At 56.2% G+C, this 15,999-nt stretch carries 16 protein-coding genes; 8 read left to right on the forward strand and 8 right to left on the reverse strand.

Features of this window, described 5'->3' with window-relative positions; all coding sequences use genetic code 11:
• Positions 1–6: 6 nt before the first annotated feature.
• Entirely contained in the window at positions 7–4,386 is a 4,380-nt protein-coding gene (locus tag AC2D8U_RS06835; RefSeq protein ID WP_484618310.1) for a retention module-containing protein, read from the reverse strand.
• 119 nt (positions 4,387–4,505) lie between these two features.
• The gene (gene phaR / locus AC2D8U_RS06840) at positions 4,506–4,931 is read right to left on the reverse strand and encodes a polyhydroxyalkanoate synthesis repressor PhaR (protein WP_484618311.1); all 426 of its coding nucleotides are present in this window, start codon (positions 4,929–4,931) and stop codon (positions 4,506–4,508) included.
• 208 nt (positions 4,932–5,139) lie between these two features.
• On the opposite strand from phaR, the gene AC2D8U_RS06845 reads away from it, so the two are divergent.
• Positions 5,140–5,526 (forward strand): phasin family protein, encoded by a 387-nt coding sequence (locus AC2D8U_RS06845; protein WP_484618312.1) that lies wholly within the window; start codon positions 5,140–5,142, stop codon positions 5,524–5,526.
• A 70-nt stretch (positions 5,527–5,596) separates the two neighbouring features.
• Here the strand turns inward: AC2D8U_RS06845 and AC2D8U_RS06850 are convergent, their stop codons facing one another.
• The gene (locus AC2D8U_RS06850; protein WP_484618313.1) at positions 5,597–5,875 is read right to left on the reverse strand and encodes a YebG family protein; all 279 of its coding nucleotides are present in this window, start codon (positions 5,873–5,875) and stop codon (positions 5,597–5,599) included.
• A 196-nt stretch (positions 5,876–6,071) separates the two neighbouring features.
• On the opposite strand from AC2D8U_RS06850, the gene AC2D8U_RS06855 reads away from it, so the two are divergent.
• From AC2D8U_RS06855 to AC2D8U_RS06875, 5 genes are all read left to right on the forward strand, one after another.
• Positions 6,072–6,746 carry a response regulator gene (locus tag AC2D8U_RS06855; RefSeq protein ID WP_484618314.1) on the forward strand — a complete coding sequence of 225 codons (675 nt, stop codon included), beginning with the start codon at positions 6,072–6,074 and terminating at the stop codon, positions 6,744–6,746.
• Positions 6,746–8,131 (forward strand): ATP-binding protein, encoded by a 1,386-nt coding sequence (locus AC2D8U_RS06860; RefSeq protein ID WP_484618315.1) that lies wholly within the window; start codon positions 6,746–6,748, stop codon positions 8,129–8,131. Before AC2D8U_RS06855 ends, AC2D8U_RS06860 begins: the two co-directional genes overlap by 1 nt.
• 61 nt (positions 8,132–8,192) lie before the next feature.
• Positions 8,193–8,606 carry a DUF2057 family protein gene (locus AC2D8U_RS06865; protein ID WP_484618316.1) on the forward strand — a complete coding sequence of 138 codons (414 nt, stop codon included), beginning with the start codon at positions 8,193–8,195 and terminating at the stop codon, positions 8,604–8,606.
• A gap of 31 nt (positions 8,607–8,637) precedes the next feature.
• Positions 8,638–9,909 carry an HD-GYP domain-containing protein gene (locus AC2D8U_RS06870; protein ID WP_484618317.1) on the forward strand — a complete coding sequence of 424 codons (1,272 nt, stop codon included), beginning with the start codon at positions 8,638–8,640 and terminating at the stop codon, positions 9,907–9,909.
• Between the two features lie 203 nt (positions 9,910–10,112).
• Positions 10,113–10,427 (forward strand): DUF3135 domain-containing protein, encoded by a 315-nt coding sequence (locus tag AC2D8U_RS06875; protein WP_484618318.1) that lies wholly within the window; start codon positions 10,113–10,115, stop codon positions 10,425–10,427.
• Positions 10,428–10,478: 51 nt separating this feature from the next.
• On the opposite strand, the gene AC2D8U_RS06880 is transcribed toward AC2D8U_RS06875, so the two are convergent.
• A complete protein-coding gene (locus AC2D8U_RS06880) occupies positions 10,479–11,435 on the reverse strand; it encodes a T6SS phospholipase effector Tle1-like catalytic domain-containing protein (RefSeq protein ID WP_484618319.1) in 957 nt (318 codons plus the stop codon).
• Positions 11,436–11,575: 140 nt separating this feature from the next.
• Here AC2D8U_RS06880 and AC2D8U_RS06885 point away from each other — a divergent pair, with 140 nt between their 5' ends.
• Positions 11,576–11,872 (forward strand): GIY-YIG nuclease family protein, encoded by a 297-nt coding sequence (locus tag AC2D8U_RS06885; protein WP_484618320.1) that lies wholly within the window; start codon positions 11,576–11,578, stop codon positions 11,870–11,872.
• Between the two features lie 6 nt (positions 11,873–11,878).
• Here AC2D8U_RS06885 and AC2D8U_RS06890 read toward each other — a convergent pair whose 3' ends face one another.
• The 3 genes from AC2D8U_RS06890 to lpxM all read right to left on the reverse strand — a co-directional run bounded on the left by AC2D8U_RS06890 (position 11,879) and on the right by lpxM (position 14,486).
• Positions 11,879–12,379, reverse strand: a complete 501-nt coding sequence (locus tag AC2D8U_RS06890; protein WP_484618321.1) for a GNAT family N-acetyltransferase — start codon at positions 12,377–12,379, stop codon at positions 11,879–11,881.
• Positions 12,380–12,462: 83 nt separating this feature from the next.
• Complete coding sequence (locus AC2D8U_RS06895; RefSeq protein ID WP_484618322.1) at positions 12,463–13,392, reverse strand: LpxL/LpxP family acyltransferase; 930 nt, start codon at positions 13,390–13,392, stop codon at positions 12,463–12,465.
• 143 nt (positions 13,393–13,535) lie between these two features.
• Positions 13,536–14,486 carry a lauroyl-Kdo(2)-lipid IV(A) myristoyltransferase gene (gene lpxM / locus AC2D8U_RS06900; protein WP_484618323.1) on the reverse strand — a complete coding sequence of 317 codons (951 nt, stop codon included), beginning with the start codon at positions 14,484–14,486 and terminating at the stop codon, positions 13,536–13,538.
• Positions 14,487–14,779: 293 nt separating this feature from the next.
• Here lpxM and AC2D8U_RS06905 point away from each other — a divergent pair, with 293 nt between their 5' ends.
• A complete protein-coding gene (locus tag AC2D8U_RS06905; protein ID WP_484618324.1) occupies positions 14,780–15,223 on the forward strand; it encodes a nucleotide triphosphate diphosphatase NUDT15 in 444 nt (147 codons plus the stop codon).
• A gap of 250 nt (positions 15,224–15,473) precedes the next feature.
• Here the strand turns inward: AC2D8U_RS06905 and AC2D8U_RS06910 are convergent, their stop codons facing one another.
• On the reverse strand, positions 15,474–15,956 hold the full coding sequence (locus tag AC2D8U_RS06910) for a GNAT family N-acetyltransferase (protein ID WP_484618325.1): 483 nt from the start codon (positions 15,954–15,956) through the stop codon (positions 15,474–15,476).
• Positions 15,957–15,999: the final 43 nt, after the last annotated feature.

Raw genomic sequence — 15,999 nt, forward strand, 5'->3', positions numbered from 1 at the left:
ACAGGCTTAACCGTTCTCATCGATGATCAGCTGGTTGTTATCCAGAAGCTGAGTCAGGATCTCGGCACTGCTCATCCCGCTGTAGTCGATACCTTTGAGCAGCACGCTCTGATGAACACTCTGGCCACCGGCTGCACCGTCAACGTCGATGGAGAGTAGGGTGTCGAAGCCTCCCTGACCATCGGACACAGTCTCAACCCGAAGGAAATCATTAATGTCCCCGAGCTCTTCACCTTGCAACAGGTCGCTAAGATCAAGCGTGTCGTGTCCTTGACCAAAGTCCGTAATGGTGTCTATTCCCCCATCGGCATCATTGGCGGACCAAATCAGGAGATCACCACCGTCGCCACCGGTAAGAATATCGTTGCCGCGCCCACCTTGCAGAATGTCATCGTTACCATGTCCCTGGAGTTGATCATCTCCCCCTCCGCCATAGAGTGCATCGACCCCCTCCCCGCCCTGAAGCAAATTGCCATCACTACCATCAACAATGGTATAGGCGGTTACTCCTCCATCATTTGACTGCACCGTCATGGAGGGTGAGTACCCATCGGGCAGGAGTGCCTCAACATTAAGGGTGATCCCCTCGAGCCTATAGACACCGGGTTTAGCAGGGTCCTCAGTAAAGGCGTTAACATCAAGGCTCCAGGTGCCATCGCCGTTATCGACGATCATTTGAGGGTCCAGCCCTTCATCTGCCGTTAGACCCGCTCCATCGGGCAAGCCTGAGAGGATCACGGAATCCAGGGTGTCCAGATCCGCACCGCTACTTAGGCTGAACTCAAGGGTTAAAGGATAAGCCAGTGTTTGCGTCTGAATGGAAAACAGTGTGAAACCATCGCCTATGTTGTCAGCATCACTGATGGTAAACGAAGCAAAGAATTCACCATTTGCAGGACCTAGGGTAATAAGGTCTAACGCATTGTCGTTATCTTGCGCCAAAACCGCCACATCAAACAGCTCTTCCGAAATGACGTCGCCATACTGGTCGAAAAACACCACACGAATGATCTCGCTTCCGGCATTTTTTAATGTCAAATCAACGCTGGAAAAGGTATACCCCTCCTTGAAGCTGATCGTCAGTTCATCGTCTCCACTGATGCGAAATTGGCCATTCGTACCGACCCCGATCCCCTGCCCCCCGCTAAAATACAGCAGGCCATCTTCTGTGGAGATCACCGTACCATCCGGGTAGGTTACCGTCGTCGTTCCCTCCCCCGTACCATCGACTCCCAGAACATTGTCCAGGTAGAGCGGCTCCATCAACAATACCGCACCGCCGATCACCACCGGTCCCTCACTACTGCCCAAAATATTCACCGTCACCGTCGTTGTGGACCCGTCAGACAGGGACACAGTGAACGTGTCGCTCACTTGCTCTCCATCCGACAAAGGATCGGCATTGGCGTTTAGGGTATAGCTCCAGTTGCCGTCGCTATCCAAGACCAGATCGCCATAGGCGCCACTCTGACTCCCGGGTACAAAGCTTAAGTTAGGGTTATCGACGTCCGTGGCGGTGAGCGTCCCCGAGGTGCTGGGTTGGCTGTCCTCCACCACGCTCCCCGAGCCACTGGCGATCACCGGCAGATCGTCGGTGCCTGTGATCTCGATGATCACCCGAGTAGTGGAGCCGTCAGACAGGGTGACGGTAAAGGTGTCACTGGCCTGCTCCCCCTCGGCCAGGGGATCGGCATTGGCGTTGAGGGTATAGCTCCAGTTGCCATCGCTATCCAAGCTCAGCTCGCCATAGGTGCCACTCTGGTTATCGGGGATAAAACTTAAATTGGGATTGTCCGGATCATGTGCCGTCAAGGTACAGGACACACTTGGTTGGAGATCTTCGATGACACTGTCTTGGCCAACAGAGATCACCGGCAGATCGTCGGTACCTGTGATCTCGATGATCACCCGGGTGGTGGAGCCGTCAGACAGGGTGACGGTAAAGGTGTCACTGGCCTGCTCCCCCTCGACCAGGGGATCGGCACTGGCGTTGAGGGTATAGCTCCAGTTGCCATCGCTATCCAAGCTCAGCTCGCCATAGGCGCCACTCTGACTCCCGGGTACAAAGCTTAAGTTCGGGTTGTCGATGTCTGTAGCGGTGAGCGTCCCCGAGGTGCTGGGTTGGCTATCCTCCACCACGCTCCCCGAGCCGCTGGAGATCACCGGCAGATCGTCGGTCCCTGTGATCTCGATGATCACCCGGGTGGTGGAGCCGTCAGACAGGGTGACGGTAAAGGTGTCACTGGCCTGTTCGCCTTGGCTCAGGGGATCGGCATTGGCGTTGAGGGTATAGCTCCAGTTGCCATCGCTATCCAAGCTCAGCTCGCCATAGGCGCCACTCTGACTGCCGGGCACAAAGCTTAAGTTCGGGTTGTCGATGTCTGTAGCGGTGAGCGTCCCCGAGGTGCTGGGTTGGCTGTCCTCCACCACGCTCCCCGAGCCGCTGGAGATCACCGGCAGATCGTCGGTCCCTGTGATCTCGATGATCACCCGGGTGGTGGAGCCATCGGACAGGGTGACGGTAAAGGTGTCACTGGCCTGCTCCCCCTCGGCCAGGGGATCGGCATTGGCGTTGAGGGTATAGCTCCAGTTGCCATCGCTATCCAAGCTCAGCTCGCCATAAGCGCCACTCTGACTCCCGGGTACAAAACTTAAGGCCGGGTTATCGACGTCCGTGGCGGTGAGCGTCCCCGAGGTACTGGGTTGGCTATCCTCCACCACGCTCCCTGAGCCACTGGAGATCACCGGCAGATCGTCGGTGCCTGTGATCTCGATGATCACCCGAGTGGTGGAGCCGTCGGACAGGGTGACGGTAAAGGTGTCACTGGCCTGCTCCCCCTCGGCCAGGGGATCGGCACTGGCGTTGAGGGTATAGCTCCAGTTGCCATCGCTATCCAAGCTCAGCTCGCCATAAGCGCCACTCTGACTGCCGGGTACAAAGCTTAAGTTTGGGTTATCGATGTCCGTGGCGGTGAGCGTCCCCGAAGTACTGGGTTGGCTGTCCTCCACCACGCTCCCTGAGCCACTGGAGATCACCGGCAGATCGTCGGTCCCTGTGATCTCGATGATCACCCGAGTGGTGGAGCCGTCAGACAGGGTGACGGTAAAGGTGTCACTGGCCTGCTCCCCCTCGGCCAGGGGATCGGCATTGGCGTTGAGGGTATAGCTCCAGTTGCCATCGCTATCCAAGACCAGATCGCCATAGGCGCCACTCTGGCTGCCGGGTACAAAGCTTAAGTTCGGGTTATCGACGTCCGTGGCGGTAAGCGTCCCCGAGGTGCTGGGTTGGATGTCCTCCACCACGCTCCCCGAGCCACTGGCGATCACCGGCAGATCGTCGGTACCTGTGATCTCGATGATCACCCGGGTGGTGGAGCCGTCGGACAGGGTGACGGTAAAGGTGTCACTGGCCTGCTCCCCCTCGGCCAGGGGATCGGCATTGGCGTTGAGGGTATAGCTCCAGTTGCCATCGCTATCCAAGCTCAGCTCGCCATAAGCGCCACTCTGACTCCCGGGTACAAAGCTTAAGTTCGGGTTATCGACGTCCGTGGCGGTGAGCGTCCCCGAAGTACTGGGTTGGCTGTCCTCCACCACGCTCCCTGAGCCACTGGAGATCACCGGCAGATCGTCGGTCCCTGTGATCTCGATGATCACCCGAGTGGTGGAGCCGTCAGACAGGGTGACGGTAAAGGTGTCACTGGCCTGCTCCCCCTCGGCCAGGGGATCGGCATTGGCGTTGAGGGTATAGCTCCAGTTGCCATCGCTATCGAGGTTGAATGCCCCGTACTCCCCCAGAAGCTGAGCCGGAACAAAGGTGGGGGGGATCCCATCGGGATCAACCACTCGCAGTCGGTCCGAGGTCGAGGGTTGAATATCTTCAATGACGCTGCCAGCACCCGGCTCCGTTGTTGCGGGGAGATCCGTGACAAAAGGAGCTGTCGCCAGCGGCATCGTCATCACGCCATTCGCTTGAGTGTCGAATCCGGCCTCCGCCAGGGTTGCTCGGCCAGTACGTTCGATCCAAGCCCCTTCGCCATGCTCACTGCTGGCCGAGGTGGCCGCCGGGGGAGCCATAACATTGGAGGGATCCCCTCCTTCAGCCAAGAGTTGCTGCAACGCCGCAAGATCAAAACCGGGCTCTATGGGGTGGGAGGTCACACTAAGGGTAGATCCCTCCTCCGTCACTTCACCAATGCGGCAAACACTGCACCCATCAATAACCAAAGGCTCTTCACCGGTACCCAGATTGATCTGCGCACCATCTCCCAATACCAGCTGCATGCCTTCGGCCAAAACATTACCGGTCAAAACCTGACTGAGAGTGGAATCCGGCTGGACTACGTATACATCCCCTTTTACCGCACTGACCAGGATCGCCTTTCCCATGAAAACTCCCTAGATATCAGAAACTATCACCCTATTCGTTCACTGTAGCAGCTGATCGGAGGGTGTGCGTTCGGTACTAAGGAGCGAGGCTTGATTTGGGGTAAAAGGGATGCGCGTGTTCAGCGTTCCGGATCGTCACGCTTATTGGGGTCGATATCCGGCGGCGTAAAAAACGACGTGAAGAGCGTAGCCGGATTCATATCCTGCATGCGTTTAAGCTCCTGTTGCCAGCGCTGTTGCTGAGAAAGGAGGCCCACCATCGCCTGCTCCAACCACTGACCGGCCATTCCGGTCATACGACTGTCATACAAACGAATGATCTCTTCCAAAAACTTGTTGGTAAGTACCGATGCATGCCCTTCGCTCTCCATCTCGGAGAGCACCTGCAACAACACCTGGCGAGTGATGTCATCCCCACTCTTCGAATCCACCACCTGAAACGCTTCATAACCCTTGATGTATCCCCGTACGTCCAACAGGGTGATGTAACCTTTCCGCTCTGTGTCGTACAGGCGACGGTTGGGGTAACGCTTGATCAGTTTCATATTGCAGTGCCGAAATGGATTTCCTCCAGTGTAGAGTCTTGCGCAACAGCTTCACAGCCTTTTTCATCAAAAGGCACGACCCATTCTCCCCCAGCTTACACTTTTGTGCACCGCACAATTTTTCTTGACCTTTGGACCTGCTGACCATAAATTGGACAATGAAATTGTGCGGCGCACAATTCCTTTCTAACTTTCAAGGAGCCTAGCTATGTTCAACGATATGAAACAGCAGTTCGAAGATGGACTGCAGCGTGCCATTGAGAATCAAGTAAAACTGAGCGAACTTAACGTTCAATTTGCCAACAACATTGCGCTGCGCAGCAACTCATACCTGACCGAACTGTTCAAAAGCGGTGCCGATGTCAGCAAGAGCCTGACCGCCTGTAAGAGCCCCATGCAAGTGATCGAGCAGCAAAGCGCTTACGCTAATGAGGTTCGTAACAAGGCCGAAGAATTTGTTAAAGCCAATGTGGCCGACCTCACCAAGCTGAGTGAAACCGTCGCCGAAATCGCCTCCGGTGCCCTGAACGTCCCCGCAACCCCGGCGGCAGCGCCAGCACCCACTCCTCGCCGCAAAGCCAAAGCGGCCGAGTAGGCCCCAGCAAGATCAAGAAAGCCCATCGGCAAAACGATGGGCTTTCTTATTGACTCGCTCGAACTGATCCTCAGGCGGCCTGCTCTTGGGCCACTTTCGAAGCCTTTGCAACCGGCTTGCTGGCCTTCTTTCCCTTCAGCAAAGTACCTAGAGTCTCTTTATTCTGCGCCATATACAGAGACAATTCCTCTATCTGTGCATCGGACAGCAGGGACGTTTTCTCCAGAAAATCCGCCAACCCATCCGCCATATCGAGCATCTTATCGTAGGCATCGGCTTCTGCTTTACTGGAAAAGGTCATCACTTCCTCACCTTTGCGTTCAACCACGTATTTGACGACCACCGCCATGTTGGCCCCCCCTGTTGTGTTATTCCATCTAACGCTATCCTACCAAAACAACTGTATAAAACAACAGTAACCCCATTCATCTTCCCGGTTGGCATCTTGATTCAGCGACGATACAGGCCCTGTCACTTGGGCTATGGCACAATAGCTGCTACAAATTGGCCAAATAAACCTGCTACCACGAAGGAAAAACGCCACCATGCAGATCCTGGTTATTGAGGACGATCCGCTCCTGTGTCACCACCTGAAAGTTCGCCTGACTGATCTGGGCAATCAGGTGCAGGCCAGCCAAACCGCATCCGAAGGTGAATACCTCGCCAACAACTATCCACTGGACGTGGCAGTCATCGATCTCGGCCTTCCCGATGAAAGTGGCCTTTCCCTGATCCGTCGCCTGCGGGAGCAGGGCAAGGCTTTTCCTATCTTGATCCTTACCGCACGCAACAGCTGGCAGGACAAAGTGGAGGGACTCAACGCCGGGGCCGACGACTATGTCGTCAAACCCTTTCGCATTGAAGAGCTCGAAGCCCGGATGAATGCCCTAGTCCGGCGAAGCGCGGGATTTACTAAGCCCGAGATCCACTGCGGCGAGCTCAGTCTGGACCTGACCGGTCGTCGCGTGGTGCTGGCCAATGAAGTGTTGGAACTGACCGCATTCGAATACCAGATCCTCGAATACCTGATGCGCCATCATCAGCAGGTCGTGTCCAAACAGCGCCTCCTCGACGTCCTCTATGAAGACCGGGAAGGGGATCCCAACACCGTAGAAGTAATGATCTCACGGTTGCGTAAAAAATTGGTCAGCGGCGGTATGGAGAACCCGATTGCCACCATTCGGGGCCAAGGCTACCGTTTCAACCAGGCCTGCAACTGATGCCCAATAAACACCGCTGTCGACAGCACCCAACCATCTTTCGCCGTGTGATTGGCACCTCCATGCTGCTACTGACGCTCAGTCTGATGGCCCTGGCGGGCGCCCAGCGATTCGAGAACGAACGTGAGATCTACAGCCACGTAGGAACGAGCCTGCCATCCCAGCTCGCGGCCATTGGCATTGAACTCCGGCAAGAGGGAATGCATCAAGCGCCGGAAGAGTGGCTGGAGCTCGATGATTTCCGGCCCGGTACCAACCTCTTTGCCATCTGTGATGGTCCTCAGCTCACTTTCGTCTCGCGACGCCTGCGCCAACTGGGCATGAACGGAGAATGTTCACAGTTCATCGGCGAGGGTGGAACAAGCCTTGATCACTGGCCAACCAAGCCCGTGCAACTGGGCAGCGGTGACGCCTTTTACGTCTACCCGGTGGCGATCAACACCAAGCAGGGAGAGATCACCATGGTGGTCTTTCGCAGCGCCAATAAAGCCAAAGAAGTACTGGAAGCCAAGAACCGGGTAACCACCATCAAGATGCTCATCTTCCTACCGGTGATCCTGATCTTGCTGATCAGCTGTGCCCGTTGGGGCATGAAGCCCTTGAAAGAGATGTGCCAACAGCTTAATGAGGTGATTGCCGGTAAGCGTAAGCGTCTGGCTGCTCCCCAGGCAAGGGAGTTAGAGGGGATCGGTAATGCGCTCAACGCACTGCTGGAACAGGGGGAAGTGCGCAGCGAAGTGTATCAAAATGCCATGAAAGACCTGGCTCACAGCCTAAAAACCCGCCTCGCGGCAATCCAGGCCATCATGGACGATCCCGAGGGCAACCCTCAGCAACACCGCAACGATCTGTACGATCAGCTCAGCCAGATGGACCAACTGATCCAGTACCAACTGCGCAAAGCCGTCATGGGACGCCAGGGCCTGATCCAAGAACAGGTAGCCATCAAACCCATTGCCAGCCAGCTCAAACAGATGTTGAGTAAAGTCTATCGCGATAAAGCCATCAACTGTCAGTTGAAGCTCAAGGATGATGACACCTTTCCCGGGAGCGGGGACGACCTGATGGAATTTCTGGGTAATCTCATGGATAACGCTCATCGGTTCGCCTGCTCCCTGGTCCGGATCAGCGTCAGCCTTGATGACGACAACAAATTGAGCCTGGTAGTGGAAGACGACGGCCCAGGCATTGCGCCAGAGTTACGCCAGCTCGTACTGCAACGCGGAGTTCGGGCCGACGAGCGTCATCCCGGTCAAGGAATTGGCCTGGCGGTGTGTCATGCCCTCAGCCGCAGCTACGGCGGAACACTGGAGATCGATGACTCCCCGTTGGGCGGCGCTCGCATCGCCTTGGTTATACCCGCTAACGGTTACGATAAAAAGTGAATGAAAGGGCACCTTAGGCCGGTCTATTGCCTGGACAGTGCAGCCAAAGGAGCCCGTCACCATGAAATCGCTTATTTTCATTTCGCTAACCCTGCTCACTTTTGCCACTCAAGGTGGCGATCTCGTTCCGGCCGACAACGTGCAGATCCTGACGGTCAATGGCAATCCGGTGGAAAGCTATGAAGATCGCCTTCCACTGATGCAGGGTACCCAGGTACTCACCGTCCGGTATGACGAGCTGTTTATTCCCAACACAGAACAACACCACTTCGTTCGCAGCGAGATCCAGGTACTGGCCTTCGATGCTCAGCAGTCCCAGGACTACTTCCTTTCTGCCCCGATGATGGAGCTGGACAAAGCCGAAGATTATGCAGAGGACCCCAGCTTTATGCTCCAAGACGAGCGCGGGAGTGAAATCGCACACCAGCTCTGGAGTCGTGACGAACTGCTGGTGGAGTTACTAACTCGTAAATAAAGGCTTATTTTTCTTTCACAAAGCAGTTAAAATGCCAGCAGAGTTTCCAACCTGCTGGCATTTTATGCAGAAAGAGAAAGTGCATATTCCGGTCGACGAGATCCAGATAGGCCATGTCGTGATCATTCCCCTGCCCTGGCGCGACCATCCTTTCCTAATGAATCGATTCCGTATTAAAGATCCACGGCAGATCATGGTGATCAAGCAGCTTGGTCTCAAGCATGTTGAACTGGACCTCAAACGTTCACAAGTGGACGAGTCCGGAAGCCCAGAGCCCCAGGAGTTCGCTGTTGACGCCCCGGTACTGCTTAGACAGATGGATCACAACAAGCGCCGCAGCATCGAGCACCTGAACCGACACCGGCGCGCCCTCAAGGAAACCCAGAGACGCTACAACAACAACCTGGGACGGATCCGCAACGTTAACCATAAGTTTCAACAACGCCCTGCCCATGCGACCGTCGTCGCCAGTGAGCTGGTGAGCGACACTCTCGAATATCTCCACAGCGCTGAAGAACTGGATCTTCACCTGATGGGAAGCGGCCAACACAGTGATGATCCCCACCACCACAGCCTCAATGTGATGCTGCTTTCGATGATGCTGGGCCGAAAACTGGGATTGAGCCGCGATGAACTGCATGCCACTGGACTCGGTGCCCTGCTGCACGATCTGGGCAAGCTCAAGTTACCCGCTGGTGTTGCACAGCGACAACATCAGGACCGACAAGCCCAATTGCTCTACCAGCAGCATCCGCGCCTGGGACTCAAACTACTGGGGGAAGAACCCCAACTGCCAGCCAGCAGCCGAGCCATCATACGTCAGCACCATGAATATCGAGACGGTTCAGGGTTTCCTGACCGTCTCCAGGGGGATCAAATCGATCCGCTGGCGCAACTGGTTGCCGTGGTCAATGACTTTGATGAACTGCTACATCGGGTCCACCAACCTCGGCCACCAAGCCATGCCCTTGCCTGGATGTTCAAACACCGCCAGGGACAACTTAACCGAGAATATCTTCAGCTCTTCATCAAGATGATGGGGATCTACCCACCAGCGTCGCTGGTTCGCTTGGAAAACAGGCAATACGCCATGGTGATCGCCACCAACGAAAGCAACCTATTGCAGCCCAATGTCGTCCTCTACGATCCCGCCATCCCCTCTATCGATGCACCCATCGTCAGCCTGGCGGAGATGCAGTTGAAGATCGAAAGCACCCTGCTGCCGGACAACCTGCCCCCGGCTGCCCTCCAGTACCTGGATCCGCCAGGGCGCACCAACTATTACGTCGGCACCCGAGGCTAACCTCCGTCCCTGGACTCCTCGCGGTTCAAACGCCGCACGGTGAGGCCCCAATTGGCGGTGCCAACAGGGCAAAATTGGCAATCCAAAGCATGTCGGCGGTGGTGACAACTCATCGCCTTTCCCTTGCCAAAATGCCGCTTTGGGTCTTTGCTTTGCCAACGGAGCGGTTTCCTTTTTCCTGCCCCCTCCGTTGGAGCTTACCTTTGGTCACCTTACCAGACTTCGATACCCTGATGCGCCTGGCCAAGGAAAACCCGGAACAGTTGGAACAGTTAAGGCAAAGGTTGATCCGTCAAACCATCGACGAATCGAGCGAACAAACCCAACTGGCCGCGCTGCAACACCAGATAGACACACGACTGGATCGCTGCAGCAACCCCTACCATAGGATGGTAACCGCCATGGCCATGATGCGTGGCAAACTCGACACCCTGGCATTTGCCCTGAGAGATCCTGCGGGCTTTCGCCAAACACAGGCCGATATCGTGCAGCTAAAGCCACCACCGGACAAACCCTGATCCCTTTACGACGCATCCGGCAAAAGGCAAAACGCACCGAGCCCTTTGCCATCAAGGCTCAGAGTGTGCCTGCTGCATCCAGCTTGCTACCCCGGGATGTTCGTAGTAACGCACCGCCATGCGTTCCTCGACGCTGGCGTGCAAGGCATGGTGTGGCAAGGGATATCTTTGCTGCAAACCAAAGTGGTCAGCATAGGTTGAACCGGCTCCCGGCGTAATGTCGGTGGGATCTTGCAGTTGTGCAAACAACGCCGGATCCAGCTCAAGCTCCAGTGCCTGTAAACGCTCGGCAAAATGCCCTATAACGGGATCCGCCAATGACGAGGCCCCCAACAGATCGTCATGGTTGCCCACAAACCAGGTACGAGCAACCGAGGCCTGCCCCTCATCCAGCCAGTCACAGGGCGTGTAGTCGCCCCTCTGTTCATCCAGCGCCCAGGCGATCTCCGCCACACAGACGGTTTGCGAAAGGCCCTGATCATGAAACAACGCCGTTTCGCTGAGCACTCCAAGGACTCGAGCCGGAACCCCCCGCTCTCCAACGGGCTCGATCAACCCCATAAAGGCAATCTGGCACTCGTCCGCCTGGGAAAACTGTGCCCGAAACTGACTCAGCAGTTGATCGTCTTCCAGGATCTGTGGTGAATAGAATTGCCTCAAGGCCAGGGGAGCCTCACCAAGACAACTGCGTCTCATCACACCACAGTGCTCCAACATGCTCGCCAGGCGTCGCAACAGGTAGCTGCCCACACCCTGGCCCAACAGATAGAGCTGATCACCCGGCTCATAATTCAGGCAGACGGCTCGATAAGCATCAAGCAAGGCGGTATCCAGAGTCGCCGGATCCAGGCTCCCCTTTGCTGACACCCTTAACATCAGGATCTGTTGGCCGACACCCTGCTGACTGCGTGGCAGGATCCCCCGGGCCAGGCGCGCCACACTGGCCTGCTCTGCCGTCACCTCATCCCCGCTCCAATCGCCCCAAGCACAGATCACCAGACGCTTCATTATCCAAATCCCTTACTAGATAAACTCTCCGCAGAATAATGAGTTTTCCAGCGCCAATGCAAACCTTACCTCCCTCTTAAAGCAGGACAACAGGTCGCCGCCGGGGTATGATCCCGCTGTCAAAGCCTCAGAGATCCCCTATGTCCCCTTCAGCCTGGTGGCTATACCTCATCCGAACCGGCAGCAACAGCCTTTATACCGGGATCACCACGGACGTCGAGCGTCGTTTTTCCGAACATCAACAAGGGGCTCCCAAGGGGGCAAAGGCGCTACGGGGCAAGGGACCACTCACCCTGGAATTCTTCGAGAAAATCGGTGTGCGAAGCCAGGCACTGCGTACCGAGTACCAGATCAAGCGGTGGCCCAAGGCCAGGAAAGAGGCCCTGATCAGGGGCGAGTGTCCACTGCCCCGGTTATCACAGGATCGCAGCCAGTAAGGCGCTTTACTCGATCAGATCCCGCTCGAACATCCAGGAATCGACCAGCCCACCCGCCAGTTCGACACTATCCGGCAGTCGTCCAACCCGCTGAAAACCACAGCCTGTCAACACCGCACAACTGCTCCGGTTGCCGACGGTACACAAGGCCACCAGGCGTTCAAATGACAAGGGAAGCAAGCTGTGCCCGATGATCTGGCGCACTGCCCTGCGGGCCAGACCATGCTTTTCATAAGGTTTCAACAACATAAAACCGACTTCTGCGGTGCTCTGAGCCAGGGGTAACTGTCGCCAACCTACGATCCCGGCGCCTTCACCCCGGTGAAGGATCACCCAGCAGCGCCAATGCAGATCTCCCGGCTGCCAAGGCTGCAACCTCTCATCCAGCAACGTCTGGATCTGTGCGCACTCCATCACGGGTCCGACCTGGCTCATTCGGTCAGCGCAGCCATACAATGCGCTAAGTAAAGGAAGATCATAAGCCCCCAGGGGGCGAAGTTCGAACATGACGGGGCCTGTATGCTAAATCGGATCTGCCTCCCTGATGCGACCAAACTCGCGAAGGGCTGAACCTAGGAAGCCAGTTTACTTTAATAAAACCGGATCTCCCCCTCGGGCCGGCTTTTAAGCACCTTTAAGAACCACATGTACTGCTCCGGGTGGCGTCCAATCAAGCGCTCCAACTGCTGATTAAGCAAACGAGCTTCGGCAGGCTTGTCCAATTGCTCCAGGTTCAATGGGGGATCCAGCACCAGCCGTACCTGCCCATCCACGTAACCGGTACTCAGCGGCAGCACCACAGCACCGCTGCAACGGGCAATACGACTGATCACCGGCAGCGTCGCCTTCTGGCACCCAAAGAAGGGGGCAAATTCGCTGTTTTCTGCACCATGATCCTGATCAGGCAGGTAAAACAGGCTATCCCCCTGTCTCAGTGCCCGAATCACGGTCGCGATCCCCATATCACGATGATACAAGCGTCCACCAAAGCGCAGTCGCTGGCGGCAAGCAAACCAGTTAAAGACCGGACTTCGATGATGTTTCACCAAGCCAACCATGGGCAGGCCGGTCAGCGCCAGACCGGCTGCGGCATACTCCAGGGCAAACATATGGGGGACCAGAAACACTATGGGTTTGCCCTGGGCCCGCGCTATGTCCATATGCTCTTGTCCATCAATATGGATGCGACGCTCCAGATAGGAGCGACCGCGTACCGCCAGCTCTCCCATGCCCAGTGCGGTACAGCAGAAGGCGTACACCAATTGTGTCAGCAAGCGTTCTCGCTGAGCCTCACTGTATTGGGGGTAACAGGCTAGTAGATTTCGCCGGGCGATCCGCACGGGTTTACGACACAACACTTTGAGCAGAGGCGCGAACACAGAGCTCACCCCTTGGCGAACGCTCAAGGGAATAAAGGCCGTCAGCGCCAATACCGCGACAGCGAACCAAGCAGGCCAATGGATTGGGGCCAACATATGCCAATGAAATGGCGCCCGGTAACCGGCAGAAGAGGGAGTCATATGCACCATCCTGGTACTTATTATTATTAACCCAACCTTAACCCAGGCCGAATCATAACAACAGACAGGCAAACTTCAGTCGCCGGAATAAACAGCAATCGCAGGCAGAAAAAAGCCCGCACAAGGCGGGCTAAGGAGCAGCTTCATGGGCGCCGATAGGGATCCGGCTCTCCTTCGGGTCGACTACGGAGGATCTTCAGGATCCACATGTATTGCTCAGGATTTGCCGTGATCATCGCTTCGATCTCCTCATTCATCCGCCGAGCATCCGTGACCCGATCCCCACTGGGCAGATCCAACATCGGCGGCCGAATATGCCCTTCATACAAGCCCGTGTTGGGATCATAGGTTGCGCACAGGGGCACCACCACGGCATCCGTTGACTCAACCATTCGTCCCAATCCAGGCAGCGTCGCCTTATGGGTGGCAAAGAAAGGCACATATTCGCTCTTAGCCATGCCGTGATCCTGGTCCGGCAGATAATACGCCATATGTCCGGCCCGGATCGCCGCCAGCATCGCCTTGATCCCATGCTGACGGGTAAAGAGCTTACCGGGAAAACGATTGCGTGCCAGGGTCATCATCCAGTCCAGCATGGGGTTTTTATCCGGACTCATCATCGACGTCCACGAATGGCCTCGAGACGCTAACAACACCCCGGGAAATTCGATGGCCCAAGTATGAGGGACCATCAGGATCACCTTCTTATCCTGTGCAAACAGACTCTCCAGATGTTCCAGTCCCCTTAGCTTGATCCGCGTCTCCAGGTAGCGCTTGCTGCGCACCACCAGGATCCCGGTGGAGAACATCACCTGGGCGGCACGCTCAAACATCTCATCCAAGACCCGCTCCCGTCGCTGCTCATCCCACTGGGGAAAACACAACTCCAGATTGATCCGAGCACGGCGTCGCATAGACTTGGAGTGACGTCCTGCAATGCGTCCAATCCGTCCCGCCAAGGCGTCGCGCAAACGATAGGGGCAGTAGGCCAGCAGGGCCGCAACCAACAGGGCCAACCACAGCCCCCAATACTTGGGATGCAAAAAAGACCATTCAAATTGTGGGTGATGATGGTCGGGGGAAATGGACGCCAAGCCTGCTCTCCTTATCGGGTGAACACCAACGACAACAGAGTGTCGCACAGTAGTGAATATATTAAGCCTTGGCCTAAGGTAAGCAAGCTCGGTCCACCCCAGGCGTGATCCTTGCGCCGGATCCACCTCCGATGGGTGCAAAAACATCACAATTGCTTTTCAGACAAGTTGTTAGCCTTACACTTTGCTAACCCATCCGACCAGCAAAACGGTCCAATTTGGCAAGCGGCTCTGCCTTTGGCACCATAGCGCCTACTCCGCCTGTCCTGGCTCATCTCAAAGGAAGTCCCCTTATGGCCACCCACTCTCAACTCCCCCGCATCGGGGTCGGCGTGATCCTCCAGCGCCACGACGGTAAGATCCTGTTAGGTAAACGACAGGGCAGCCATGCGCCCTTCTGGTCTATTCCCGGTGGCCACTTGGAGCTCGGAGAGTCTTTCGAACAATGCGCCATTCGAGAGATCCGGGAAGAAACGGGACTGGTTATCAAGCAGCCTGAGATGATCGCCCTGACCAACAATCTGCTCACCTATCGCCAGGAGGGATACCACAGTATCTCCGTCTGCCTATTTGCCCGGTTGGGGCCTGATGATGACAGCGAGGCGCAAAATCTGGAGCCGAATAAATGTGAAGGCTGGCTGTGGCATGATCTCGATACCCCCCTGCCCCAACCCCATTTCGAAGCCAGCAAAGGCGCCATCCACCACTTTCTCAACGGCACCTTTTACCGCGCTTGAGAGTTTGGCGCCCAAACCAAGTGGGCAGCAGGCGGCTCGAGTTCGCATCTCCTCATGGCAAGGGCACCAGTTGTCCGCCCCACCTCGCCTCCTCTTCACGACCCAAGCGAGACGTCACTGTGGTTGCCATGGTCATGGTAGGGATCAACGTCCCCCTACAAATGGGCAATCGGCAATGCAAAAAGGCACAGGAGCTTGCGTTTCGCTCCAGGTGCCCTTAACACCTCAGCAAAACCCTGGAGTGTACGACTTACAATCTCAAGGCATACCAGCGATCACAGCCGGTATGGCCACTGCTGCCCCAAGGGGCTTCCAACTCACGAAAACCCAAACTTTGATACAACTGCTGGGCCTGGGTCATGGGGCCAAAAGTCTCAAGATAACAATAGCGATAACCCTGCTTGCGGGCATATTGCACCAGCCTGGCCACCAAAGAGCGCCCGACCCCTAAGCCACGCGCATCAGGGGAAAGATACATTTTCTGCAGCTCACATACCCCTTCCAGGTGACAAGGGTACGGGGCCAGTCCTCCGCCGCCCAACAGGGTTGAACGGCTTTCCACTACAAGATAACAACTGCCGTCACGCTGGTACACGGCACTCAGGTTATCCAATTCAGGATCGGCCCAGGCAAAGCCCGGTTGGTTGGCACCAAACTCCGTCAGGGCCGCCCGAATGATACGGGCCAACGCCTTATCATCCGCAACGCCTATCGGCCGCAACTCAAAACTCATCCCTCTGTCCTCTCGCCACAATGTAAAAACCTTAACTGCACTA

The organism is Ferrimonas sp. YIN67, from assembly GCF_057219095.1.